Raw genomic sequence first — 24,692 nt, 5'->3', positions numbered from 1 at the left:
TTATGAGATCCTCCTTTTAACTTTTATAGAATGTGCCATTACGAGGGCTGATAATATAATATAAGTAAGAAGTGCTGACGAATTAAATGAACGATTAAACAAGAAAAGACCTATGATACTCTGTGTCAGAAAAGCTGAAAGAGAGCCGATAAGTAAAGCTTCCCTTCCAAGATATCTTCTGCTACCATTCAATCTTTTCTCCCTGTACACTCTAAGAATGTGAAGTCCTGTGATAGTCACTATGAGCACCCATGATAATAGGAACAAGAGACCAAAATACCCAGCATCGAAGGCCACCGCAAATATACCTGGCAGCATATAATCTATATAATCCTTCTTATAGATAAGCACGCCATAAAAGATATGATAAGGTAAGCCTAACTGGTGTATTAGCGTCACTGGGAGTGTTATATAACCATCAGCTCCGCCTAGACACTCTGACTTCCAATAGCAGGAGCCAACCACATGACCCCAAAATGTTGTCTTTGTAAGGACTAACTTCAAACTGGGGATGGTATACTCCTCTAATCTAGTGATCCTAAGAAGCGGACTTAAAACTGGCATGTCAAATATCCTTGATAAGAATTCCATGAGCGCGAATCCACCTATAAGGGCTGATACGAATCTTATGATGGATTTCCTTGTTATCCTCGCAGTTCTTTTGAAACTTTTAGACATTATATAATATCCTAGGGCGCCTCCAAGGAACCATAAAAGGAGGAATGAACGGTGCATCAAACCCCCTGCGATCGCTATGACAAAAAATAGGATGTAATTTAATGTTTTGATAGAAGTTGAACGTATACCAGCCTCTGACAACAAATTAGATGCTGCCAGTACAGTAACCCATGATAGGACCGCGAATGGGCCGAAGGGGTGTGTGAATTCTTGATGTGTTAATAAAGGCAGAATTAATAGGAGGGTGTCAGCAGAGAATAATAAAGCAAATAATATTGTGACAAGAGTGCCCAGAAAGAGAACCAAGCTCAGTGAAACTCCCACTAGATTGAATAAAATTATTATACCGACATGGATTATTATGGCAATTTCTATGATGAACTGGAGATTGTTCTTTGCTATTAACATGAAACTCCCAGAACCTCCCTTTTAGGTGGTGAGCAAACTTATTATATAATCATAGCGGTTTTTCAACCATGCATATAACTGATCTTCTAATCCGGCGCCCTGGGTCTTATTTTCCAGCCTCTCTTTGAAGTTGGTGGTTAATCTATTCACTTTCTGCAAATCTGTAATTACTTGTGATATATCCTCCACTTGTGCGCTTGTAAGGTCAATATCTAGTTCATCTGCGGTGCTGATGACCGTCTCCTTTATCTTCTGGGTATCGTCAGATTCTGTTCTATTTTTAACTTCACTGATTAGCTGGGCTATGTTATCACCATTTTCACCGGTTTCATTAACTAGTCTGGTTTGGAGGTACATTTCTTCAAGGGATGCCTTTTTAACCTCGTCTGGTATCTCAGCCCCGACAAGGGTCTCATAGCATTTGAATACGCCTATGAGGGCTGTTTCTCCGGATGATTGTAATGGTGAGGAAACCACTATATAACCTTTCTCTATACCAGCGGACTTTAAACTGTTTGCATACATTTGGGGTGTTGCCTTCTTTATTTTATCCTGATCAACGATTATTGTAAGATTATCATTCTCTAGATCAACCATTGCACATGAAAATATTTGATCAGGATTATATATTTCGCCTGTGACATCTTCGGATATCTTATTAACATCCTGGGCCCTGACAACCTCTATACTCGCATCTTTTATACCTTTATCTGTTTTTGATTGGAAATAGTTCATCATAGCCTCTTTATACTTTGGATTGTTATATGTGGCCTCTCCTATTGTAATTGAAAGCCCCGAAGCCCCATAAGCAAATGATATGAATAATAGCAAGGCCAACAAGATATATTTCATCAGAATACCCCATCAACTTTGGCCTAAGAGTACCACTCGGCTCTCCTTTGATTTGTTAATTATATCCATCCCGGTTAATTCAGCTATTTTATCTGCGAATTCATAAACTTCAGAGAATAATGGCATGTTCTCTATTTCTAATCTTTGACGTGAATATCCGAGGTACATGTAGGCTTTCACTTCCACGAAGTCTGGTTGGGCCTTTTTGATGAGAGAGGCGTAGTCCCTTGGGTTTGTCATGTTTTTACCATGGACTGCTGTTATCCTTAAAACTCTTCGACAGTTGAAACTTGGAAGTAATTCTAAAGATCTGTTCAAGTGCTCCCATGCATTTTCTGTTTGTGGTCGGCAAATTTTTTTGTGGATTTCCTCGGATGGTGCGTCTAGTGAAATGTAGAGTTGGGTGGGTTCTTCTGAAAGGTTTTCAAGTGCTTTGTAATTGATGCCATTAGTAACTAGAAATGTTGTGAATTTTCTTTTATGGAATTCCTTGATCATTTCATTTATCATCGGATATAATAGTGGTTCCCCTGCTAATGATATGGCCGCATTATTGGGTTCTTGTGCTTCAAGGAGTTTTTTCTTGTTAGCTTTTTCGTTGCCGAAAAATCCGCAGAGCAAGCTTCTCTGAGCATTGATACACTCATCTATTATATCCGCTGGTTCGTCATAGTCTCCGTCCCATTCTGTTCTAGTGTGTTTAAGGTCCCTCCAGCAGAAAAGACACCTTTGTTGGCAAAAGAATATGCTAGGGGACATTTGCAAGCACCTGTGGCTTTTGATACCATAGAATTTTTGTTTGTAACATGTTCCCTCATCTAGTATGCTCTTTTTTGTCCACAGGCAAGTTTTCACTGCTGTGTGCGCATGTTTACCAACGAATCTGTACCCCATCTTCTCTAATCTTTTGAATTTCTCAGATTTTGAAATGTACACTCCACCCACCTAATAGTTCCCATTGCTCGCACATATCGGATCTCATTATGGTGTGTGCCCTCTAACCTTAACATACAAGTGTGTCAAGCTTAATAATATGATCTTTCAAACAATATTAATATCTATAGGAGCATAATAATAGTAGGTTTATTATAGTAGTTTTATAAAAAGATGATTATACACTAAAAAATCCTAGACATGGAAAAAAGAACTTTTTTGGAGGCTTATCATTGAAGTATGATACTCCCATTGTAATATTGAATTTTAAAACCTATATTGAATCTACTGGTGAAAATGCTGTGAATTTAGCCCGCACTTGTGAACAAGTGGCTGATGAAACTGGTGTTAATATTGTGGTCGCGCCACAGCATATGGACCTTTTTAGGGTGGCTCAAACGGTTAAAATACCAGTGGCAGCGCAACATATCGACCCCATAGATGCTGGTGGACACACCGGCAGCATTCTCCTAGAATGTGCAGAGGAGGCCGGGGCCACAGGAACCCTTATAAATCATTCAGAGAAGAGGATGAAACTTGCAGATGTTCAAAGGGTTATCGGAAGAGTTAAAGAGGCCGGCCTCGTTAGCATAGTCTGTACAAATAATGTAGATACGAGCGCGGCTGCAGCTGCAATGGGCCCTGATTTCGTGGCAGTGGAACCCCCGGAACTTATAGGATCTGGCATCCCAGTATCCAAGGCAGAACCTGAAGTGGTCACCGGGACCGTGGATGCCGTTAAAAACATAAACCCCAATGTTAAAGTGCTCTGTGGGGCTGGGATATCTACAGGTGAAGATTTTAAGGCAGCCCTGGATCTTGGATCAGAAGGGGTGCTCTTAGCTTCCGGCGTCATATTAGCTGATAACCCCCATGAAGCTCTCTTAGACCTGGTAAGTAAAATATAAACTAGTGTGGGGGGTGAACATTGAATGTCATTAAATTTCAAGACCATAGACGATCTTGAATTAAATGATAAAACCGTGCTTTTAAGAATTGATATAAACTCGCCTGTAGATCCGCACACAGGAAGAATACTCGATGATACGCGTCTTAGACTCCACTCAGAGACCATAGATGAGCTTGCAGGAATGGATGCGAAGGTGGTTATATTAGCCCACCAAAGCAGGCCAGGTAAAAAAGATTTCACAACCCTGGAAAAACATGCTGAAATTCTATCGGATATCCTGGGGCGTCCCGTAAAATATGTGGAGGATATCTTTGGATGTGCTGCCCGAGAGGAAATCTCCAAGATGAAAAAGGGTGATATAATACTCCTAGAGAATGTCCGTTTTTATTCAGAAGAAATCTTGAAAAGGGAGCCTAAAATCCAAGCAAAAACTCACCTTGTCAGAAAACTATCCCCCCTTATCGATTATTATATTAATGATGCTTTTGCCGCGGCCCACAGATCCCAGCCCTCACTTGTAGGTTTTGCCGTGAAATTACCATCTGCCGCCGGGAGAGTTATGGAAAGAGAATTAAAGATTTTATATGGTGCGCTTGAAAATGTTAAAAGGCCTTGTGTTTACATTCTTGGGGGTGTTAAAGTCGATGACTCCATAAAGGTCATGCAAAACGTTCTAAAAAAAGGTAGTGCCGATCATATACTAACCACAGGGCTTGTGGCTAACGTGTTTTTAAAAGCGGCTAAAATAGATATAGGTGAATGTAACGAGAAACTGATAAAAAAAAGAGGCTACAAAAACCTTATAAAAGTGGCTAAGAAGCTCATGAAAAAATTCAAGGATAAAATACTTATACCAGTTGATGTGGCAGTATGCAAAGATGATAAAAGACTGGATGTCCCCATAGATGATATCCCAGATCTCCCAATCTATGATATTGGCCTAGAAACCATGAAAATCTATGCAGAGAAGATAAGAAGTGCCAAAATGATAGTTGCAAATGGCCCTGCAGGAGTTTTCGAGAACCCAGAATTTAGTATAGGCACTGAAGATTTACTTAATGCTATTTCATCATCTGCTGGGTTTTCCATAATTGGCGGCGGCCATTTAGCCGCTGCAGCGGTTCAAATGGGCTTTCAAGATGGTATAGATCATATAAGTAGTGGGGGTGGTGCTGCCATAAGTTTATTGGCTGGTGAAGAATTACCAGCAGTTAAGGTGCTCTGCAACCCCATCTAAAGAATTCCATAATCCTAATATATAATATCCAGACCATACATATAAATATTAGGAAACTATTGGGAAGTCGGGTCTAGGGCATTATGATATCTAGACTATGTAGGTATTCCACCGTAAAATATTTAAATATTAATGACCTAATATGATGAATGCCTCGGTAGCTCAGTCTGGTGGAGCGCGAGACTTGTAATCTCGTGGTCGCGGGTTCAATTCCCGTCCGGGGCTTCATATGATCTTGATGGGACCATAGGGTAGCCTGGTCGATCCTTTGGGCTTTGGGAGCCTGAGACCCCGGTTCAAATCCGGGTGGTCCCATATCCAATTAATAGAGACCCGCCTTAGCTCAATTTGGCAGAGCATCGGACTGTAGATCCGAGGGTTGCCGGTTCAAGTCCGGCAGGCGGGATTTTCCCCCACCTCCCCCCCACAAAATTTTATAACCAGAATATAATATAGGAAAATATTTATAAAATGTGATGGAAAATATATAACATTCAACGTTTCTAGGGGAGCAGATATTATCAAACTAGGTAGTCTGTGTAGGCTCTCATCAAATGATAATAGATGGAGGGTAAAATATTTAAAGGAGTGAGATGGATAAATTGGGATAATCTCATTTTAAAAGATTGCCCTGGTGGTGTAGGGGCTATCATGCGGGCCTGTCGAGCCCGCGACTCGGGTTCAATTCCCGGCCAGGGCGTCTACCATGGGCCCGTAGCTCAGTCTGGAAGAGCGCTTGGCTTTTAACCAAGTGGTCGCGGGTTCAATTCCCGTCGGGCCCGTTCCCCTGATTTTAGGTTATATTTTTCACCTGGAGGATAAATTGTGAAGAAGGATATATTAAAACACCAGCTGGTACCGGAACATGTTATTCTATCTGAAGAGGAAGCCGAGAAAGTCCTCGAGGAGATGAAAATCCACGCCGAACAACTACCTAGGATAAGGACTGACGACCCTGTAGTGAAGGCTATAGGGGCGAAAGAGGGGGATATACTGAAAATAATAAGGGAAAGTCCAACCGCGGGTAAATTTGTAACATATAGGATAGTTCAAGATTGATTATATTATTTTTTTGGAGGAAGTCCATGAAAGAAAGTGCATGGGAATTGGTAGATGCGTTTTTTGACAAATACAATCTGGTAGACCACCACCTTGAATCCTACAACGACTTTGTAAATAACAGAATACAAGAGATAATAGATAGTAGCGAACCCATCGAATTCGAAGAGGGAAAATATAGAGTGGAGACAGGAGCCCTTAAGATAGAGAAACCATTCATCAAAGAAGCTGATGGATCCACCACTAAAATATTCCCAATGGAAGCTAGACTTAGAAACTTAACCTACTCCGCGCATATGATCCTTGAAATGCGACTTTTAAAAGAAGGGGCTCCAGAGCCGGATTTCGAAAAAGTCTACATTGGAGAATTACCAGTGATGTTAAAATCAGAAATATGTCATCTCCACGGGCTCAAAGAAAGCGAACTCATAGAAAAGGGAGAAGATCCACGAGACCCTGGAGGATACTTCATAGTCAACGGATCAGAGAGATCGCTCGTAACCACAGAAGAGATAGCCCCAAACAAGATCATCCTAGAAAGAATAGGTGAAATCGAGGAGAACAGGGCCAGAGCCGTTGTAACATCGATAAAAAGTGGATTCAGGGCACGGATATCAGTTGAATATAAAAAGCCCAGGAGAAAGGGAGTATACCTCCGCATCTCATTCCCCTATGTGCCAGGGGAAATACCACTCGTAATACTGTTAAGGGCCCTCGGATTAGCCACAGACGAGGAAATCATAACAAGCATCTCTGATGATTTGAATTATCAGATGGTAGCCATTGATGATATAGAAGTCTCCTCTGATAAACTCAAAATAGACTATGAGAAGTTAGAGGAGATGGAAGAGGAAGAACGTAGAGAATACCTGGTATTAAGCGCCATCAAATATATTGGTAACAGAGTCGCCAAGGGGATGACAGAAGATTACAGGATAAGAAGGGCAGAAGATGTGATAGACCGCTACCTACTACCCCATATCGGCACTGAACCCGAAAAGAGAATTGATAAAGCAATCTACCTTGCTGAGATGACCGAAATGTTATTAGAGGTCATATTTGGTGAAAGAGAACCCCACGACAAGGACCATTATACCAACAAGAGATTAAGGGTCTCAGGAGATCTTATGGAGGACCTTTTCAGGGTAGCGTTCACAAGTTTAACAAGGGACATGACCTACCAGTTAGAAAGAAGCCTCGCAAGGGGCAAAGAACCTTCAGTGAAGCAGGCAGTCCGCTCAGACGTCCTCACAGAGAACATAAAACATGCGATCGCCACGGGAAACTGGGTTGGTGGCAGAGCAGGTATAAGCCAACTGCTTGACCGTACAAGTTACATGGGCACACTATCACACCTTCGAAGGGTTGTATCCCCATTAAGCCGGAGCCAACCACACTTTGAGGCCAGGGACCTTCACCCAACACAATTCGGGAAGATATGCCCAAATGAAACCCCTGAAGGCCCCAACTGTGGCCTGGTTAAAAACCTTGCATTAATGGTCAGAATCTCAGAGGGTGCGGACCCGGATGAGATAAAAGATGTGATCAAAAAAATGGGGATCATAAACTAAAATGGGGGGGTTCAGTAAATGACCAAGATTTATGTTAACGGAGAACTTATAGGCACTTGTGACGAACCTGAAGAGTTCGTTGAGGAGATGAGGGAAAAGAGGAGGCAAGGAGAAATCTCCCATGAAATGAATATCACATATTATCCTGAGAATAATGAAATTTACATTTTCACAGACCCTGGGAGGGCTAGAAGACCCCTCATAATAGTAAAGGATGGTAAACCACTTCTCACAGAAGAACACTTAGAACTTTTAAGAAAGGGCGAAATTGGATGGGATGATCTTGTAAAAAAGGGTGTGATAGAATACTTGGACGCTGAAGAGGAAGAAAACGCTTATATTGCAATGTCAGCGGATGAAGTGACAGAAGAGCACACACACCTTGAAATAGATCCTTCAACAATGCTTGGCATATGCGCTGGTATCATACCCTTTGCAAACCATAATTCATCACCAAGGAATACAATGGAAGCAGGCATGACAAAACAAGCACTAGGCTTCTATGCATCCAATTATAATCTTAGAACAGATACAAGAGCCCATCTACTACACTATCCACAGGAGCCCATAGTGAAGACCAGGATAATAGATGTTATAGGATATGACAGCAGGCCATCGGGGCAAAACTTTGTAGTTGCAGTGATGTCATATGAAGGCTACAATATGGAGGATGCTCTCATCCTAAATAAAGCCTCCCTTGAAAGGGGACTTGCAAGATCAACATTCTTCAGATCTTATGAGGCTTCTGAGAGAAGATACCCTGGAGGCCAGGAGGATCGTTTCGAAATACCTGAGAAGGGTGTGAGGGGTTACCGTTCAGAGAGAGATTATAGGCATCTTGACGATGATGGAATAGTAAACCCTGAATCAAAGGTTTTTTCTGGTGACGTTTTAATCGGTAAAACATCACCTCCACGTTTCCTTGAAGAGATAGATGAGTTCGGTACAGTTGCCGAGAGGAGGAGAGAGACTTCAGTCACCATAAGGCATGGTGAAGAGGGTGTGGTTGATGCTGTTCTCCTCACAGAAACCGTTGAAGGTAATAGGCTGGTTAAGATACGTTTAAGGGATCAGCGACAACCAGAGTTAGGTGATAAGTTCGCTTCAAGACACGGGCAGAAGGGTGTTGTAGGACTCATAGTACCAGAGGAGGACATGCCATTCACAGAGGATGGGATAATACCCGATCTTATCATAAACCCCCATGCAATACCCTCCAGGATGTCAGTTGGACAAGTACTAGAGATGATGGCCGGTAAAGCCGCTTGCATGGATGCTGAGAGAGTTGATGGGACACCATTCACTGGTGAAAAAGAAGAGGATATAAAGGAGGCCCTCAAAGCCAATGGGTTCGAAACTGCTGGGCTTGAAACATTATATGATGGTGTTACAGGTGAAAAACTCCAAGCAGAGATATTCATAGGAGTGGCATACTATCAGAAACTCCATCATATGACAACCGATAAAGTCTATGCACGATCAAGAGGCCCTGTACAAGTACTTACAAGACAACCAACAGAAGGCCGGGCCAGGGAAGGCGGTCTAAGATTCGGTGAAATGGAAAGGGACTGTCTAATAGCCCATGGCGCGGCTTTAACACTCAAGGAGAGGTTGCTGGATGAATCGGACAAGTATGAGGCTCTTGTCTGCTCTGAGTGTGGTATGTTAGCCATATATGATCGTATAAGAGGTAAAACATATTGTCCAATCTGTGAAGACTCGGAATCCTTCCCAGTCGAGATATCCTATGCATTCAAATTATTATTAGATGAGCTTAAAAGCCTCTGCATATTCCCGAAACTCATCCTAGAAGATAAAGCATAAAAAGAGGAAAAGGGGAGAGACCAAACTTGAAAGGCATTCTTAAAAAGATCTCCAAAATAAACTTTGGACTGCTTTCACCAGATAAGATAAGGAAAATGTCAGTAGCTCAGATCATAACACCCGACACATACGATGAAGATGGGTATCCAATCGAAAATGGTCTGATGGACCCACGACTTGGTGTCATAGACCCTGGTCTGAGATGTAAAACATGCGGCGCCAGGGGAGGTGAATGTCCAGGTCACTTCGGCCATATAAACTTCGTAAGACCGGTAATACATGTTGGATTCGCAGATACCATATATAAGATCCTCGGATCCACATGCAGAAAATGTGGAAGAATACTACTCGACGAAAACGAGATAAAAGAATATACACTCTTATTCCATGATGCCATGGAAAAAGAGGAAAACCTCACAGATATTATAAAAGAAGTTTATGATGTTGCAAAACGTGAAAGATGCCCACACTGCGACGAAGACCAGGGAAACATCAAAATAGACAAACCAGTATCCATCGTTGAAGAAGATTACAAATTAACGGTCGATGAAATCATAGAACTCCTAGAAGATATAATTGAAATGCTAGATGAAGGCTACACGCTAACATCATTCGAACTAATAGAATTACTAGAAAGAAAATACAGATTAACACCAAGAGAGATTAAGAGGTTAACCAAAGAACTTGATGAGAGTTTAGAGAAGATCAGAGAATCCCTAGAAGAAGTTAAAAATTTCAGAAGAATCTTTGAAAAAATCGGTAAAAAATCAACATTCAACGAGATCATAGAATTTCTAGAAAATGCAGAGGAAGCATCAAATAGCCAAGCGATTGAATGGGAGAACTTCAAAGAAAAGACAGAAATATTAAAAGAACTTGACAAAACCTTGGAAGACGAACCAGAAATCGAGCGAGAGCTTGGAAAATTCCTTAAAGTAATCAGAGAAGTTGAAGAGGATCCAGAGAAAATCCTAGATGTTAAGGGGGAGTTAAAGGAGATCATGAAGCCCATGGAAGTTTTGGAGGAGATCAGGGGCTTGAGAAAACTCTTTGATGTGATTGATTATAAGTTAACTCCAAGTGAAGTTAGGGAAAGGCTAGAAAGAATACCTGATGAAGATTCCTTACTGCTTGGGGTGAACCCCAAGGTTGCAAGGCCAGAATGGATGGTTCTAACAGTATTACCCGTCCCCCCGGTAACTGTAAGGCCTTCAATCACCCTAGAGACTGGTGAACGTTCAGAGGACGACCTCACACACAAACTCGTTGACATATTAAGAATCAATCAACGCCTTAAAGAGAACATGGAAGCTGGGGCACCCCAACTCATCGTCGAAGACCTATGGGAACTCCTACAATACCATGTGACAACATACTTTGATAATGAAGCATCAGGTGTGCCGCCAGCAAGGCACAGATCAGGAAGACCTCTCAAGACATTAGCACAGAGATTAAAGGGTAAAGAAGGACGATTTAGAGGCAACCTTTCAGGAAAGAGAGTTAACTTCTCCGCACGTACAGTAATATCCCCCGACCCAAATATTAGCATAAATGAGGTTGGCGTCCCTGAGATAATAGCCAAGGAAGTTACAGTGCCAGTATACGTGACAGAATGGAACCTAGACGAAGTCAAGGAATATATTAAAAATGGATCTGATAAACATCCAGGCGCAAATTATGTTATAAAACCAGACAATCGCAAAATAAGAATCTATGAGGAGACGAAAGAGGCGATACTTGAGAAGATAGAACCAGGTTATATCGTCGAAAGACACCTCAAAGATGGTGACATAGTATTATTTAATAGGCAACCATCATTGCATAGAATGTCAATGATGGCACATGAGGTCCGTGTCCTACCATACAAAACATTTCGTTTAAACCTTTGTGTCTGCCCACCATATAACGCCGACTTTGACGGGGACGAGATGAACCTACATGTCCTGCAAACAGAAGAAGCCCGTGCAGAAGCTAAAACTCTAATGCGCGTACAAGAACACATACTTTCACCAAGGTTCGGCGGACCTATCATAGGGGGCATACATGACCACATTTCAGGAGCATACCTATTAACAAGAAAAGGCACAAAATTCGAAGAAGGAGACGCATTCCAACTTTTAAAAAGGGCTGGAATACCACTACCCGACAGAAAGGGGAGAAAATGGACTGGAAAAGAAATATTCAGCATGGTACTGCCAGACGACCTTAACATGACATACAAGGCAGAAATCTGCAGAAAATGCGACGAATGTCAAAAAGAAGATTGCAAATACGACGCATATGTCATAATAGAAAATGGGCAACTGAAATCAGGAGTAATAGACGAAAAGGCATATGGAGCATTCTCAGGCAAAATATTAGACCATATCGTGAAGGAATACGGTACTGACAAAGCCCGCGAATTCTTAGACTCGGCCACAAGACTGGCTATAGCCGCCATCATGAAAGTAGGATTCACAACAAGTATTAGAGATGAAGAAATCCCAGAAGAGGCAAAAGAAAGAATAGAAGCCCACTTAAAAAATGCTGAAAAAAGAGTTGATAGACTAATCGAAGCTTATGAAAACGGCGAACTCGAACCATTACCTGGAAGAACACTCGAAGAAACCCTTGAAATGAAGATAATGCAAGTCTTGGGAGAAGCCAGGGACAAGTCAGGAGAAATAGCAGAGGAATACCTTGACATGGAAGAAAACCATGCGGTTATAATGGCCCTCACAGGTGCAAGGGGATCCATGCTCAACTTGACACAGATAACTGCATGTGTAGGGCAACAGTCAGTACGTGGGAGCAGGATCACAAGAGGATACAACAAAAGAACTTTACCACATTTCAAAAAAGGCGAACTAGGTGCCAAGGCGAGGGGCTTCGTACATTCAAGTTACAAGGAGGGCTTAGACCCCTTGGAGTTCTTCTTCCATGCAATGGGTGGAAGAGAAGGCCTTGTGGACACTGCTATTAGAACAGCCCAGAGCGGTTACATGCAAAGAAGACTTGTAAACGCCCTCCAGGACTTGACAGTGACAGATGACGGTATGGTAATAGACAATAGAGGAATTGTAGTCCAAAGACTTTATGGAGAGGATGGTGTCGACCCTGCTAAAAGCGATTATGGTGAAATAGTAGACCTCGAAAAACTAGTGGATGAGATTAGGGCGGGTAAATAAATCCCACTGTGGGTGATTTTGTGGAAACATTGGAAAAGGTTAAAAAATTCGTGGAAAAGAAGGGTTTGGAATTCCCAGAGAAACTCATATTAGAAATGGCTAGGGTAGTGGAGGATAAACAGTTAGATGATGATGAACTCAGCGAATTGATAGAGAAGGCCCATCGAGCATATGAGAGAGCTAAGGTGGAGAAGGGAGAGGCTGTAGGTACTGTTGCGGCACAGTCTGTGGGCGAGCCAGGTACCCAGATGACAATGCGTACTTTTCACTATGCTGGGGTGGCTGAACTTAACGTTACACTTGGCCTTCCCAGGCTTATAGAGATTGTTGATGCTCGTAAAAAGATTTCAACACCTACAATGGACATATACTTTGAAGAGGATAAAAGGGATGATGAAGAATTTGTGAGAAAAATCGCTAACAAGATCGGTAAAAGCACCCTAAATGATATTTTGAAAAATTTCAACGTCAATTACGCTGAGATGAACATTGTAGTTGAATTAGACAAGGAAAAAATCAAGGAAAAGCGGCTTAATTATGATGATATAATAGAACGTGTGAAAAAAGCTTTTAAGAGAGTAGAAATAAATAATCATATACTAATATTTGAACTTGAACCTTCAAAACGTACTATAAGGGATCTTAGACTTTTAGCTGATAAAGTACGCAACCACCAAATAAGTGGGGTTAAAAACATAGGTAAAGTGGTTGTCAGAAAAGAAGAAGATGAATGGGTAATACACACTGAAGGTTCGAACCTTGGAGCTGTTCTCAAAATAGATGGTGTTGACAAAGTCAGGACGATGACAAATGACATACATGAGATAGAGAAGGTTCTAGGGATAGAAGCGGCGAGGAACGCTATAATACATGAGGCAAAGAAGACAATGGAGGAACAGGGACTGACAGTGGACATAAGACACATCATGTTAGTAGCTGATATGATGACAGCAGATGGTACGGTGAAATCCATTGGAAGGCATGGTGTCAGCGGGGAGAAAGCAAGCGTCCTTGCAAGGGCCTCATTCGAAGAAACTGGGAAACACCTTCTAAGAGCCAGTATAAGGGGGGAAGTAGATAATCTCAACGGTATCATAGAAAATATCATCATAGGACAACCCATACCATTAGGTACGGGTTCAGTGAGCGTTATAATGAAACAAAAGGATAGGAGGAAGTAAATGGACATAGATAGAGGAATAAGAGTAGCCGTGGACACGGGTAATGTTATATTAGGCTCGAAAAAATCCATCCAAAACTTGAAACTAGGTAAAGGCAAAATAGTAATAATAGCTGAAAACGCCCCAGAGGATATAAAAGAGGACGTAGAATATTATGCTAAACTTTCCAATATTCCCGTCTATGTTTACAAGGGAAGTAGCGTTGAATTAGGCTCAGTATGTGGTAAACCATTCACTGTCACTACTCTCCTCATACAAGATCCAGGTGACTCAACAATACTAGAAATAGTGGGGTAGATTCCGTGAATATAAAATTCACTACAAACGAGATAAGATACATTGCACTCTTTGAAAGCATGACAGGTGCAATGGTAAAAGATTGTATAGTGGATGATAAAAATGGGAAGATAACATTCCTTGTTAAAAAAGGGGACATGGGCCTCGCAATTGGGAGAAGAGGCAGCAATGTGACCAAGGTCCAGAAGGCTGTTGACAAGGGCGTTGAAGTGATTGAACACTCAGACGATCCAGTTGAATTCATAGCCAACCTCTTCGCCCCCATTAAATTAAGGAGCATAAGAATACTCCAAAGGGAAAACGGTGAGAAAATAGCCACTATAGAAGTAAATCCAAAGGATAGAAGGGCAGTGATAGGTAGAAGGGGCCAGAATATTGAAAGGGCCAGGATATTAGCAAGGAGACAGCACAACATAAGTAACATTATAATCAAATAATGGGAGGGAATCACACTTGCCAGGACTTTTCGCAGCAAAAAAACTCAAAAAGGACAGACAAAGGTTTAGATGGAAAGACCCACAATATAAGAGAAGAGCATTACGCTTAGATGTTAAAGCAGACCCCCTTGAGGGAGCACCACAAGCAAGGGGGATAGTAATAGAAAAGGTTGGTATAGAGGCGAAACAGCCAAACTCAGCTATAAGAAAATGTGTAAGGGTTCAACTGATCAAGAACGGTAAACAGATAACCGCATTCGCCCCCGGAGATGGTGCTATCGGGTTCATCGACGAACACGATGAAGTAATCGTGGAGGGTATAGGAGGCCCGGCCGGGAGGGCGATGGGTGACATTCCAGGCGTCCGCTGGAAGGTCACCAAAGTCAATAACGTATCACTCCAGGAGATGGTTAGGGGTAAGATAGAGAAACCAGTGAGGTAATACTTATGAGTTTAGTCTTTGATAAATGGGAGACAAAAGAGGTGAAAGTCGAGGACAGGGGATTGGCTAAATACATTTCCCTAGAAGAAGTGCTTGTCCCACATACAATGGGGAGACACGTGAAAAGACAATTCGCAAAATCAAAGGTTTCAATAATTGAAAGATTGATAAACAAGGTTATGAGAACCGAGAAGAACACTGGAAAAAAGAATAAAGCATACAAGATCGTTAAAAGAGCATTCAAGATAATAAACCAGCGAACCAAGAAGAACCCAATTGAAGTCCTAGTTAAGGCTATAGAGAACACATCCCCACGTGAAGAGACAACAAGGATAAAATATGGGGGTATAGCTTACCAAGTCGCCGTTGACGTATCCCCACAAAGGAGACTCGACTTATCCTTGAACTTCCTCACAAAGGGTGCCATGCAAGCAGCCTTCAAAACCAAAAAATCAATAGAGGAATGCCTAGCCCAGGAGATCATATTAGCATCAGAATATGACACAAGAAGCTTCGCAATCCAAAAGAAAGAAGAAAAAGAGAGAATAGCCAGATCAGCACATTAAGGTGATTTTATTGAGCAGACGCGCTAAGATGATTAGCAAAATCAAGGAATTAATGAACAAACCAGATTACATCCGCAACATAGGCATAGTCGCCCACATAGACCATGGAAAAACAACACTATCAGACAACCTACTAGCTGGTGCCGGGATGATATCAGCAGAATTGGCAGGCGAGCAATTGTTCCTAGATTTTGACGAACAAGAACAGGCAAGGGGGATAACCATCGACGCAGCTAACGTATCCATGGTCCACCCATACAATGGCAAGGAATACCTCATAAACCTCATAGATACTCCAGGACACGTAGACTTTGGAGGGGACGTTACACGTGCAATGCGAGCCGTTGACGGTGCGGTGGTCGTGGTCTGCGCAGTCGAGGGAGTGATGCCCCAAACAGAAACAGTACTAAGACAAGCCCTCAAAGAACACGTGAAACCAGTGCTATTCATAAATAAAGTGGATCGTCTAATAAATGAACTCAAACTCAAACCAGAAGAACTCCAAGAAAGATTCATAAAGATAATAAGCCAAGTCAACAAACTAATCAAGAGCATGGCACCCAAAGAACTCAAAGAAAAATGGCAAGTAAAAGTAGAAGACGGGAGCGTGGCCTTCGGATCAGCCTACTACAATTGGGCCATAAACGTCCCCATAATGCAAGAGACAGGCATAACATTCAAGGAGATATACCAATACTGTAAAGAAGACAGGCAAAAAGAACTAGCCCAAAAAGTCCCCTTACACAAGGTACTCCTTGGAATGGTTGTGGAACACTTACCAAGCCCATCAGAATCCCAAGCCTACAGAGTACCCATCATATGGCAGGGAGACCTAGAAAGTGAAGAAGGCCAATCAATGCTCAAAACAGACCCCAAAGGGCCACTAGCAGTCATGATAACAGATGTCAGGATAGATAAACACGCTGGTGAAGTGGCGACCGGCCGTATATTCGGGGGGACCATCAAAAAAGGCGATGAAATATTCCTAGTAGGATCCCATACAACCTCTAGGGTTCAACAAGTTGGAGTCTACATGGGCCCAGAGAGGATAAACACTGATCTGGTCCCGGCTGGTAACATTGTCGCGATAACCGGCGCCAAGAATGTGGTCGCAGGTGAAACAGTATGCGACCCAGAGAGGAAGATAGAAGCATTCGAGAGCCTAGAACACATTTCAGAGCCTGTTGTCACGGTAGCGGTTGAAGCGAAGAACACAAAGGATCTTCCAAAACTTATAGAGGTCCTGAGGCAGATAGCTAAGGAAGACCCCACAGTAAAAGTTGAGATAAACGAGGAAACAGGTGAACACCTCGTCTCTGGTATGGGTGAATTACACCTTGAGATAATCGCCTATAGGATAAACGAAAAAGGTGTTGAAATAGAAACCTCAGAGCCAATCGTAGTCTACAGAGAGACCGTCATTGACAACGCAGGACCAGTTGAGGGCAAATCACCCAACAAACATAACAGATTCTATATAACCATAGAACCATTGGAAGAGTCAGTATTCAAGGCCATACAAGAAGGCATGATCAAAGAGGGTAGAATAAAAGGAAAAGAAATGGCGAAGAAATTCATAGAAGCCGGTCTAAGCAAAGAAGAGGCTAGAAGAGTATGGGATGTATATGAGAGGAACCTCTTCATAAATATGACAAGGGGTATACAATACCTTGATGAGATAAAAGAACTCATATTAGACGGGTTCGAAAGTGCGATAGATGACGGTCCACTGGCAAAGGAAAAAGTGATGGGCGTCAAAGTCAAACTCATGGATGCTAAGATCCACGAGGACGCTGTGCACAGGGGACCCGCACAGGTGCTCCCCGCAGTTAGAAGAGCTATATACGCGGCTATGATGATGGCCGAGCCCAAGATCCTCGAACCAATACAGAAGGTTTTCATAAACGTCCCCCAGGAATACATGGGTAATGCTACGCGGGAGATCCAGAACAGACGCGGTCAAATCCTAGATATGAGCCAAGAGGGTGACATGGTAACAGTAGAGGCCAAGGTCCCAGTTGCTGAAATGTTCGGCTTCGCAGGTGACATTAGATCAGCCACAGAGGGAAGATGCCTCTGGTCCACTGAAAATGCAGGATTTGAAAAATTACCAGATGAACTCCAAAAAACGATCATAAGAGAAATAAGAACTAGGAAAGGACTGTCACCCGAACCATATGGTGCTGACCATTACCTCAGCTAAACTACATAAACATTATATAATAAGATAATAAATATAGGAGATTTAACCCCAATCATAGGGGGATAATGTCAAACTTCAGATCATCACAGAATATTGGAGGTAGTATTATGGCTAAAGAGAAAGAACACATAAACCTGGCATTTATTGGACACGTAGACCATGGAAAATCCACACTTGTAGGTCACCTTCTCCTACAAGCAGGAGTCATCAGCGAACAGCAACTAGCTGAAGGAGAAGACAAATTCAGATATGTTATGGACAGGTTAGCAGAGGAAAGAGAAAGAGGACTGACAATAGACCTCGCACATACAAAATTCGAAACAAAAAAATATGAATTCACCATCGTCGATTGTCCAGGACACCGAGACTTCGTTAAAAACATGATCACAGGAGCATCACAAGCAGATGCTGCAGTGCTGGTCGTGGCAGCGGACGATGGTGTGATGCCACAGACAAAAGAACACGTATTCCTCGCAAGAACACTTGGCATAGACCAGTTAGTCGTTGCAATAAACAAGATGGACCTTGTAGATTACAGCGAAGACAGATACGAGGAAGTTAAAAATGAAGTGAGCGAACTCATTAAGACGGTCGGTTACAAGCCCCAGGAAGTCCCATTCGTGGCGGTCTCAGCATTCGTAGGTGACAACATAACCGAGAAGAGTGATAAAACACCATGGTACAAGGGTCCAACACTAGTCGAGGCATTAGACCAGTTAAAACCACCAGAAAAGCCAGTAGACCTACCATTAAGGATACCTATCCAGGATGTATATTCCATCACAGGAGTGGGAACAGTGCCAGTTGGTAGGGTTGAAACAGGAGTCTTAAAAACAGGTGACAATGTCATCTTTGAGCCGCCTGGCGTGGGCGGGGAAGTTAAATCCATCGAAATGCACCATGAACGCATAGAACAAGCCGAACCCGGTGACAACATAGGATTCAATGTGAGAGGTGTTGGAAAAAATGATATACGGAGGGGTGACGTCGCAGGACACCCTGACACGCCACCAACTGTCGCTAAACAATTCACGGCCCAGGTAGTTGTATTACAACACCCTGGAGTCATAACAGTAGGATACACACCAGTATTCCACTGCCACACAGCCCAGGTTGCATGCACCTTCACAGAACTCGTCCAGAAGATAAACCCGGCAACTGGTGAAGTGCAAGAAGAAAACCCAGACTATCTCAAAACCGGAGACGCCGCCGTGGTCAAGATACAACCAACCAAACCACTCGTAATAGAAAAGATCAAAGACATCCCACACATGGGCAGATTCGCCATAAGGGACATGGGACAGACGGTCGCAGCTGGAATGTGCATAGACTTGGTACCAGCAAAATAAACCCCCCATATTATATTTTTTTGGAGGATGTAAATGCAGAAGGCACGGATCAAACTCACAGGAACAGACCCGAAAAAATTAGAATACGTTTGTGAACAGATAAAAAAGATAGCAGAGAGAACTGGAGTTGACATATCAGGTCCCATACCCCTCCCCACCAAAAGACTTATAGTACCAACCCGCAAATCACCAGATGGTGAAGGAACCGCTACTTGGGAAAAATGGGAGATGAGGATCCATAAGAGACTCGTGGGGATAGAAGCTGATGAAAGGGCCATGCGCCAGGTTATGAAGGTGAACGTACCAGATAATGTTAGTATAGAAATAGAACTCAAGGGTTGAAAGCCCCTTACATATTATGTGATCTCCTTTTTTTCATGTGCCGGGATAGCCTAGCCAGGTAAGGCGCGGGACTTGAGATCCCGTGGAGCTTCGCTCCTCCTGGGTTCAAATCCCAGTCCCGGCGTCAAAAAACCTAAGTTTGTATTCTATGGGTGCTCTTATGATAAAAACTAAAATGGTACCTGATGAACTTATAGCCGTTATAAGTTATACTGGGTGTTTTAGGAAGACCATCAGGATACTCAGGGAACTTGAGGAATGGCTCAGGGCGAATAAGGTTAAAATTGGAGGTTCTGGTTTTGTGATATTTTATACTAGCCCCTTTGAGGATGAGGGAAGATATGATGTGGGATTCCCTTTGGAGGAGGAGATTGCGGGTGATGATCGTGTGAATATTGTGAGGATCCCAGGGCATAAGGTTTTATATACCAGTTATAAAGGTTCTGGTAGGAGGGCTGCCTATGAATCCCTTATAGATTTTGTTGAGGAGAATAATGTAGATGTTATAGGTTCGCCCAGGGAAGTTTATCATGGGGATAGTGTGGAGATTCAGTTCCCCATAATCTAGGATTTGTATTTTTTTATGATGTCCCTGAAGGCATCGATTATGTATTCTATTTGTTCCATGGTCATGGAGTATACGCTGCATTTGAACCATCGTGTCTGACCCCTCTTTATACCAACTATCCTCCTCTTTTTAAGCTCCTCATATAAGAAGAAGCCCCTTCTCGGGTGTGAACGTGCTATATTATCAAATATGGGTGTTTCAAATCTTACTAGGTCATGTTCTTTTGGTTTAACCCCTAATTGTATTATTTCACCTAGTTTTTCCATTTCTTTTACAAAGTGTCTTGTTTTTTTAAGTTCTTCATTCCATCGTTGGACTCTTGCTTTCACATGGGGGAATGATGCCATGAGTGTTGCGATTGGAGCGCCCCTGCTCGTACATCCTAGCATTTCGATTTCTTTTTTTTCGTGGCGATCGGATCTTTTAAGTATGGTGTCCTCCCATTCACTGGTCATGCCAAGCACTCCTATCGGCCCGGAGGCTGCCATGCTCTTATGCCCGCTTCCAACAATGAAGTCAGCCCCTATATCCTTGGCGTCTATTGGCATTCGGCCCATGGTGTATGCGCAATTTAAAAGTAGTGGGATGCCTAATCTTTTACAAGTGGATGCTATGGCTTTCGCGTTTGTGAGGTTTCCATAGTCTCCGTCAACGTGTGTTAAAACTGCTAGTTTGATCTCGGTCTTGTCGATGGCATCTTCTAATACTTGTCTGTAGGTTTCTGATTTTATCTCAAACGTTGGATATCCATTGTTGGGTGCTTCGATGATTTTAAGGTGGTTCCTTTCTGCTGCTAAATGCGTGGTATAATGTGCGTTACCATCTACTATTATTGTGTCCCCTTTGTCGCAGAGAGCATGCATCACTGCAAATTTTCCCTCTCTTGCCCCGTGGACTGTTCTTACAACATCGACGTTTATAAAATCTGCCAAGTCATCAAGGAATCTGTTGATGTCTGGTTTTTTTATCTGATCTAGTCGTCCTTCGCAATAATCGCATATACTGTAACCGTCTGAGAATTCGTAAAGTGCTTCACGGGCATCTGCTGTGAGGACACCACCCCTCTGAAGTGGATTTAAGTTAAGGTTTTCCCTTTCAAGCGTCCTTGTAAGTCTATAATCGTCGCATTCCATTATTTTCCCTCTATTATACTTTTTATCTTTTCATATATTATTTCACGGTTTTTGGGGTTGATTTTAAATATTTGCACGTCTTTCCTGTTCTTCACATTCTGGATTAGTTTCCTGTGGAAGGCTGCTATCACTGTTTTGTCGCTTGAGAGCGCATCTTCAACTTTAGCTAGGAAGTTTGGGTCTTTAAGTTCCATTGGCGCGACTTCGTCTATTATAATATAATCTGCTGATCTGGTGGCATTTTCAATCCCGGGTATGCCCACTCTTTTGATCGTTTCAAGGTTAACACCATAGGATCCTACCCTTGGCCCTGGAGCTCCCTTTTTTGCTAGTATTCCCCTCTCACCGGTCATTATATCTATTATTTCGAATCCTGTCCTTTTTTTGCCTTCTCTTATCTCTGGTGTGAATATTCCACCTATCCGAGCCCCTTTCTCTTCTAGGTGATTTTTTATCCTCTTGATTAGTGTTGTTTTACCAGTTCCTGGTTTTCCTGTTATTATTATATTCAATTTTTCATCCCCTTTTTTATAGTAAGTTGGTGAGGCCCAGTTCCCTTGCATATTCTTTCGCATGGTGGATTTCTTCTCTCGTGGGGTATCTGTCTATCATAGGGTATTCCATGGCATGGTATACTGGTCTGTATTGTCCCATTATATTGACTGGGGTGTCTTTGCCTAGTTTGTCAGCTATCCATGATAATATGGGTATTGTGCAACATTCTATGTGCCCTGGGAGTATGAGGTGTCTTATTATCATATCGGCTGATTCTTTGGCTAGCAGGTGATTCCTTGTGGCTATTTCCCAATAGTTGTCCGCGTCTGCTAGTGTCTTGGCGCATTTGTTGTTCCCAAATTTGAAATCTGTCAAGTATAGGTCTATGATGCCGTCTAGTAGGTTCATGGCTTCTTTTGACATGTAGAAGTTGCTGTTCCATATTATGGGGATGTTTTCTTTGCATTGTGAAATGACTTTTAGGATGTAATTGAGGTTGGGTGTGGGGTCGCCCCCCACAAAATTGACGTTGAATGATCCTCTCTGCCTTCTTCTATCTATTATCTTTGCAAGTTTTTCAGGTTTTATGTGGACGCCCCCTTGCGGGTTTTGGGATATGTCCCAGTTTTGGCAGAATACGCAGTGGAATGTGCAACCTGAGAAGAATATTGTATGGCTTGGGACGAGGGGTGTCTCCTCTCCAAAATGCAAAAATTCCGATGCTATCCTGGCTTCTAGCACTCCACAGTATCCTGGTTCTTTTCTACGGTTAACATAGCAGCGTCTTTCACAAAAATGGCACGATTTGAATATGTTCTCGGCTATTTTTATCTTCAAATCTAGGAATGATGTTTCGCAGGATCTTGTGGATTGTTTTTCATAATATTCTTTGAATTTTCTCCGGATTCTTTCGTGTTCGTCCCATAGTCTGGCTGTTGGCACGTCTTCAGCTTCTATGGATGCTGCTATCTTAAATCGTGCAAGTCTTTTATCTTCTTTTATAAGATGATAATCTTCTAGCATCATATAATATTAAGATGGTCTGCCTTTTTGTATTTTATCCTCCGATGACCCTTATGGTTTCTATGAGTATCCTTGGTGTTATGAAGGTTCCTATTTGCCTTATCCTTGAATCTATCATTTTTATTTGTTTCAGGATGTTGAACAGATTACCTGAGATCATGGCTTTTTTTATTGGATATTTTATTTCTCCATTTTCTATGAAGAATGGGTTGTTGGCTTCTAGTGAGAAGTCCCCTGAGATCGGGTTGGCTGTGTGAGCACCAAGGACATCAGTTACGAGCATACCCCTTCTGATATCTTCAATTTTTATTTTATCTTGGAAGTCTAGGATGATGTTGGTTGTTGAAACTGTTGGTATGCTTGAGAATGATGATCTTATACCATTACCCGTACTTTCAACTTTTCCCTTGGAAGCTGTATAAAGATCATATATGAAATTTTTTAGTATGCCCTTTTCTATTATAGGTGTGCGTTGGGATGGTGTTCCTTCGTCATCTATGGGGGCTGAATAGAGGCCTCCTGTTATTCTCCCATCATCATATATGTTGATTCCCGGGTTCGCTACTTCTTCTCCGATTTTGTCCATGAGGTAGGATCTTCCTCTTTGGACGTTATCGGCGTTTATTGCTGATGTGAATGTTGCAAGAATGCCATTTATGGCATGATAATCCAATAGTATGCTCATGTCATCTGTTCCGATTCTTTCGCCTCCGATGGAATTTTTCGCTATCTTACAAGCCGTCCGTGATATTTTTTCCGGTTCTAGGCTCATTAGGCATGATGCATCGGATTCATAGGCTGTGGATTTAAAATTGTTTTCCTTGGCATTAACTGATATGTGGGCAGAGAATCCCGTGCTCTTATATTCCGTTTCAACCCCATTAGAATTTAACAGGAGCGTTTGAAGGTGGCTTGCAGTGAAGCCTCCGCTGGTAGGCTCACAACCTTCATCAAAAACCGTATTTATCATTCTTTCCGCAAATTCATGAACATCAGCAACTTCGAGATCATGAAAGCTTTTATCATAAATTTTCTTCACATGAGGATAATGTGATGGTTTGGAAAATTTGAAATTTTCATCTGCCTCATTCGCTTTCATATTAAAGACAGCCGCCTCTATGGCCTCTTCTATCCGGTTCATGTCCGTGGTGTAAGAGAAGCCCATCCTTTTATCTTCTATGACCCTTAAGCCGAGGCCTGTTAAGTGTTGTTCCTTTGCAAGGTCTATCTTATCCCTTTGGATGTCAACTTCTAATGTTTTCTCTCTTTGTATATATATTTCAACGTTCTGCGCATGCTTAAGAGCTTCTTTGAATGTTTTTTCTGCTATATTATACAATTTGTCCCCCCCGTTGGAATATGAGTTTTTCAAGAGCTTCTGCCACTCCATCACCATATTTTTTGGTTGTCACGTAATCTGCCATTTTTTTGAGTTGGGGATCTGCGTTTGCAACCGCTACCCTTAACCCGGCCACTTTGAGGAAGTCGATGTCGTTTTCACTGTCTCCTATTGCTATTATATCCTCTGTCTCGATTCCCATGTCTTCCGCGACTATTTTAAGGGATGAACCTTTATTGACACGTGGATCTGTTAAATGAATTGCAAATTTCGTATCATAAACTTCAACATCAAAATCCCTCAAAGCTTCCTTTATAATATCTTCGGGTATTGTGCGCCATATAGCTATCTCAGAGACTCTGAACTCTGAAAATTGAACCTTCTCCACAGGATACAAACTTTTAAGGTGCTCGTAAGCTTTTTCAGCCTTTCTAATATCACCCAGTACCTTAACTTTCTCCTTAGAATATATTACACCACCATTTTCCGCCACAAGACCCCCTGAAGTTCCTATAAGTACAGAAGCTGCCCTAGTGAAACATAAGATATTCCCAGTGACGAGTATAACAGGCACACCAAAAGATTCAGCTTTCCTCAATGCTTTAAGGGCAGGTATGCTCAACTTCCTTGTCGGGTCAGTTATAGTACCATCAATGTCTACAGCAATCGCCCTCATAA

23 protein-coding genes and 6 tRNA genes are annotated in these 24,692 nt (G+C 42.2%); 21 read left to right on the top strand and 8 right to left on the bottom strand.

Annotated elements, in window-relative coordinates:
- Genes ACZ5XX_RS04380 through twy1 form a run of 3 tightly spaced genes read right to left on the bottom strand, consistent with a single transcriptional unit; the run spans nucleotide 1 to nucleotide 2,868 of the window.
- On the bottom strand, nucleotides 1–1,086 hold the full coding sequence (locus ACZ5XX_RS04380) for a hypothetical protein (RefSeq protein ID WP_464586023.1): 1,086 nt from the start codon (nucleotides 1,084–1,086) through the stop codon (nucleotides 1–3).
- Nucleotides 1,087–1,107: 21 nt separating this feature from the next.
- The gene (locus tag ACZ5XX_RS04375) at nucleotides 1,108–1,938 is read right to left on the bottom strand and encodes a DUF1002 domain-containing protein (protein ID WP_464586020.1); all 831 of its coding nucleotides are present in this window, start codon (nucleotides 1,936–1,938) and stop codon (nucleotides 1,108–1,110) included.
- 12 nt (nucleotides 1,939–1,950) lie between these two features.
- Nucleotides 1,951–2,868, bottom strand: coding sequence for a 4-demethylwyosine synthase TYW1 (gene twy1, locus ACZ5XX_RS04370; protein ID WP_464586222.1), 918 nt, complete (start codon nucleotides 2,866–2,868; stop codon nucleotides 1,951–1,953).
- Nucleotides 2,869–3,104: 236 nt separating this feature from the next.
- Here twy1 and tpiA point away from each other — a divergent pair, with 236 nt between their 5' ends.
- The 21 genes from tpiA to ACZ5XX_RS04265 all read left to right on the top strand — a co-directional run bounded on the left by tpiA (nucleotide 3,105) and on the right by ACZ5XX_RS04265 (nucleotide 20,024).
- A complete protein-coding gene (gene tpiA, locus ACZ5XX_RS04365) occupies nucleotides 3,105–3,779 on the top strand; it encodes a triose-phosphate isomerase (RefSeq protein WP_464586018.1) in 675 nt (224 codons plus the stop codon).
- A 24-nt stretch (nucleotides 3,780–3,803) separates the two neighbouring features.
- Complete coding sequence (locus ACZ5XX_RS04360; RefSeq protein ID WP_464586016.1) at nucleotides 3,804–5,018, top strand: phosphoglycerate kinase; 1,215 nt, start codon at nucleotides 3,804–3,806, stop codon at nucleotides 5,016–5,018.
- A 151-nt stretch (nucleotides 5,019–5,169) separates the two neighbouring features.
- Nucleotides 5,170–5,243, top strand: a tRNA-Thr gene (locus ACZ5XX_RS04355).
- A gap of 15 nt (nucleotides 5,244–5,258) precedes the next feature.
- A tRNA-Pro gene (locus tag ACZ5XX_RS04350) sits at nucleotides 5,259–5,333 on the top strand.
- Nucleotides 5,334–5,350: 17 nt separating this feature from the next.
- A tRNA-Tyr gene (locus ACZ5XX_RS04345) sits at nucleotides 5,351–5,424 on the top strand.
- Between the two features lie 222 nt (nucleotides 5,425–5,646).
- Nucleotides 5,647–5,718 (top strand) — tRNA-Asp (locus ACZ5XX_RS04340).
- Nucleotides 5,719–5,726: 8 nt separating this feature from the next.
- Nucleotides 5,727–5,800, top strand: a tRNA-Lys gene (locus tag ACZ5XX_RS04335).
- Between the two features lie 43 nt (nucleotides 5,801–5,843).
- Nucleotides 5,844–6,077 (top strand): DNA-directed RNA polymerase subunit H, encoded by a 234-nt coding sequence (locus tag ACZ5XX_RS04330; protein ID WP_464586014.1) that lies wholly within the window; start codon nucleotides 5,844–5,846, stop codon nucleotides 6,075–6,077.
- A gap of 26 nt (nucleotides 6,078–6,103) precedes the next feature.
- Nucleotides 6,104–7,648, top strand: coding sequence for a DNA-directed RNA polymerase subunit B'' (locus ACZ5XX_RS04325; RefSeq protein ID WP_464586012.1), 1,545 nt, complete (start codon nucleotides 6,104–6,106; stop codon nucleotides 7,646–7,648).
- Between the two features lie 18 nt (nucleotides 7,649–7,666).
- Nucleotides 7,667–9,472, top strand: coding sequence for a DNA-directed RNA polymerase subunit B (gene rpoB / locus ACZ5XX_RS04320; RefSeq protein WP_464586010.1), 1,806 nt, complete (start codon nucleotides 7,667–7,669; stop codon nucleotides 9,470–9,472).
- A gap of 26 nt (nucleotides 9,473–9,498) precedes the next feature.
- On the top strand, nucleotides 9,499–12,639 hold the full coding sequence (locus ACZ5XX_RS04315) for a DNA-directed RNA polymerase subunit A' (protein ID WP_464586007.1): 3,141 nt from the start codon (nucleotides 9,499–9,501) through the stop codon (nucleotides 12,637–12,639).
- 20 nt (nucleotides 12,640–12,659) lie between these two features.
- Nucleotides 12,660–13,820, top strand: a complete 1,161-nt coding sequence (rpoA2, locus tag ACZ5XX_RS04310) for a DNA-directed RNA polymerase subunit A'' (protein WP_464586005.1) — start codon at nucleotides 12,660–12,662, stop codon at nucleotides 13,818–13,820.
- Nucleotides 13,821–14,117, top strand: coding sequence for a 50S ribosomal protein L30e (locus ACZ5XX_RS04305; RefSeq protein WP_464586003.1), 297 nt, complete (start codon nucleotides 13,821–13,823; stop codon nucleotides 14,115–14,117).
- A 5-nt stretch (nucleotides 14,118–14,122) separates the two neighbouring features.
- On the top strand, nucleotides 14,123–14,554 hold the full coding sequence (locus tag ACZ5XX_RS04300; protein WP_464586001.1) for a NusA-like transcription termination signal-binding factor: 432 nt from the start codon (nucleotides 14,123–14,125) through the stop codon (nucleotides 14,552–14,554).
- Between the two features lie 16 nt (nucleotides 14,555–14,570).
- Nucleotides 14,571–14,996, top strand: coding sequence for a 30S ribosomal protein S12 (locus ACZ5XX_RS04295; RefSeq protein WP_464585998.1), 426 nt, complete (start codon nucleotides 14,571–14,573; stop codon nucleotides 14,994–14,996).
- A 5-nt stretch (nucleotides 14,997–15,001) separates the two neighbouring features.
- Nucleotides 15,002–15,562, top strand: a complete 561-nt coding sequence (gene rpsG / locus ACZ5XX_RS04290) for a 30S ribosomal protein S7 (protein WP_464585996.1) — start codon at nucleotides 15,002–15,004, stop codon at nucleotides 15,560–15,562.
- A gap of 10 nt (nucleotides 15,563–15,572) precedes the next feature.
- Nucleotides 15,573–17,765 (top strand): elongation factor EF-2, encoded by a 2,193-nt coding sequence (locus ACZ5XX_RS04285; protein WP_464585994.1) that lies wholly within the window; start codon nucleotides 15,573–15,575, stop codon nucleotides 17,763–17,765.
- 107 nt (nucleotides 17,766–17,872) lie between these two features.
- A complete protein-coding gene (tuf, locus tag ACZ5XX_RS04280; protein ID WP_464585992.1) occupies nucleotides 17,873–19,114 on the top strand; it encodes a translation elongation factor EF-1 subunit alpha in 1,242 nt (413 codons plus the stop codon).
- A gap of 33 nt (nucleotides 19,115–19,147) precedes the next feature.
- On the top strand, nucleotides 19,148–19,456 hold the full coding sequence (gene rpsJ, locus ACZ5XX_RS04275; protein WP_112093549.1) for a 30S ribosomal protein S10: 309 nt from the start codon (nucleotides 19,148–19,150) through the stop codon (nucleotides 19,454–19,456).
- Between the two features lie 39 nt (nucleotides 19,457–19,495).
- Nucleotides 19,496–19,580: transfer RNA gene (locus ACZ5XX_RS04270), tRNA-Ser, on the top strand.
- 36 nt (nucleotides 19,581–19,616) lie between these two features.
- A complete protein-coding gene (locus ACZ5XX_RS04265; RefSeq protein ID WP_464585989.1) occupies nucleotides 19,617–20,024 on the top strand; it encodes a GyrI-like domain-containing protein in 408 nt (135 codons plus the stop codon).
- On the opposite strand, the gene pscS is transcribed toward ACZ5XX_RS04265, so the two are convergent.
- From pscS to ACZ5XX_RS04240, 5 genes are read right to left on the bottom strand one after another with little or no spacing between them, the layout of a single operon-like run.
- Nucleotides 20,021–21,157: an O-phospho-L-seryl-tRNA:Cys-tRNA synthase gene (gene pscS / locus ACZ5XX_RS04260; RefSeq protein WP_464585987.1), complete on the bottom strand. Its 1,137-nt coding sequence runs from the start codon at nucleotides 21,155–21,157 to the stop codon at nucleotides 20,021–20,023. The genes ACZ5XX_RS04265 and pscS overlap by 4 nt on opposite strands.
- On the bottom strand, nucleotides 21,157–21,669 hold the full coding sequence (locus ACZ5XX_RS04255) for an NTPase (protein ID WP_464585985.1): 513 nt from the start codon (nucleotides 21,667–21,669) through the stop codon (nucleotides 21,157–21,159). The genes pscS and ACZ5XX_RS04255 overlap by 1 nt, the downstream gene beginning before the upstream one ends.
- A 16-nt stretch (nucleotides 21,670–21,685) precedes the next feature.
- Nucleotides 21,686–22,678, bottom strand: a complete 993-nt coding sequence (locus ACZ5XX_RS04250; protein WP_464585983.1) for a radical SAM protein — start codon at nucleotides 22,676–22,678, stop codon at nucleotides 21,686–21,688.
- Between the two features lie 31 nt (nucleotides 22,679–22,709).
- Nucleotides 22,710–24,014, bottom strand: coding sequence for a TldD/PmbA family protein (locus ACZ5XX_RS04245; protein WP_464585981.1), 1,305 nt, complete (start codon nucleotides 24,012–24,014; stop codon nucleotides 22,710–22,712).
- Complete coding sequence (locus ACZ5XX_RS04240; protein ID WP_464585978.1) at nucleotides 24,007–24,690, bottom strand: phosphoglycolate phosphatase; 684 nt, start codon at nucleotides 24,688–24,690, stop codon at nucleotides 24,007–24,009. Before ACZ5XX_RS04240 ends, ACZ5XX_RS04245 begins: the two co-directional genes overlap by 8 nt.
- Nucleotides 24,691–24,692 lie beyond the last annotated feature (2 nt).

The organism is Methanothermobacter crinale, assembly GCF_055397825.1.
The sequence above is the reverse complement of the archived record's forward strand: the minus strand, read 5'-3'. Positions and strand labels throughout refer to the sequence as shown.

What these genes read in the sequence shown, in the direction of transcription:
- ACZ5XX_RS04305 (WP_464586003.1), top strand. Translation starts at nt 13,821, where the DNA reads ATGGACATAGATAGAGGAATAAGAGTAGCCGTGGACACGGGTAATGTT.
- ACZ5XX_RS04360 (WP_464586016.1), top strand. Translation starts at nt 3,804, where the DNA reads ATGTCATTAAATTTCAAGACCATAGACGATCTTGAATTAAATGATAAA.
- ACZ5XX_RS04265 (WP_464585989.1), top strand. Translation starts at nt 19,617, where the DNA reads ATGATAAAAACTAAAATGGTACCTGATGAACTTATAGCCGTTATAAGT.
- ACZ5XX_RS04240 (WP_464585978.1), bottom strand. Translation starts at nt 24,690, where the DNA reads ATGAGGGCGATTGCTGTAGACATTGATGGTACTATAACTGACCCGACA.
- ACZ5XX_RS04375 (WP_464586020.1), bottom strand. Translation starts at nt 1,938, where the DNA reads ATGAAATATATCTTGTTGGCCTTGCTATTATTCATATCATTTGCTTAT.
- tuf (WP_464585992.1), top strand. Translation starts at nt 17,873, where the DNA reads ATGGCTAAAGAGAAAGAACACATAAACCTGGCATTTATTGGACACGTA.
- rpsJ (WP_112093549.1), top strand. Translation starts at nt 19,148, where the DNA reads ATGCAGAAGGCACGGATCAAACTCACAGGAACAGACCCGAAAAAATTA.
- rpsG (WP_464585996.1), top strand. Translation starts at nt 15,002, where the DNA reads ATGAGTTTAGTCTTTGATAAATGGGAGACAAAAGAGGTGAAAGTCGAG.
- ACZ5XX_RS04325 (WP_464586012.1), top strand. Translation starts at nt 6,104, where the DNA reads ATGAAAGAAAGTGCATGGGAATTGGTAGATGCGTTTTTTGACAAATAC.
- ACZ5XX_RS04250 (WP_464585983.1), bottom strand. Translation starts at nt 22,678, where the DNA reads ATGATGCTAGAAGATTATCATCTTATAAAAGAAGATAAAAGACTTGCA.
- ACZ5XX_RS04380 (WP_464586023.1), bottom strand. Translation starts at nt 1,086, where the DNA reads ATGTTAATAGCAAAGAACAATCTCCAGTTCATCATAGAAATTGCCATA.
- rpoB (WP_464586010.1), top strand. Translation starts at nt 7,667, where the DNA reads ATGACCAAGATTTATGTTAACGGAGAACTTATAGGCACTTGTGACGAA.
- pscS (WP_464585987.1), bottom strand. Translation starts at nt 21,157, where the DNA reads ATGGAATGCGACGATTATAGACTTACAAGGACGCTTGAAAGGGAAAAC.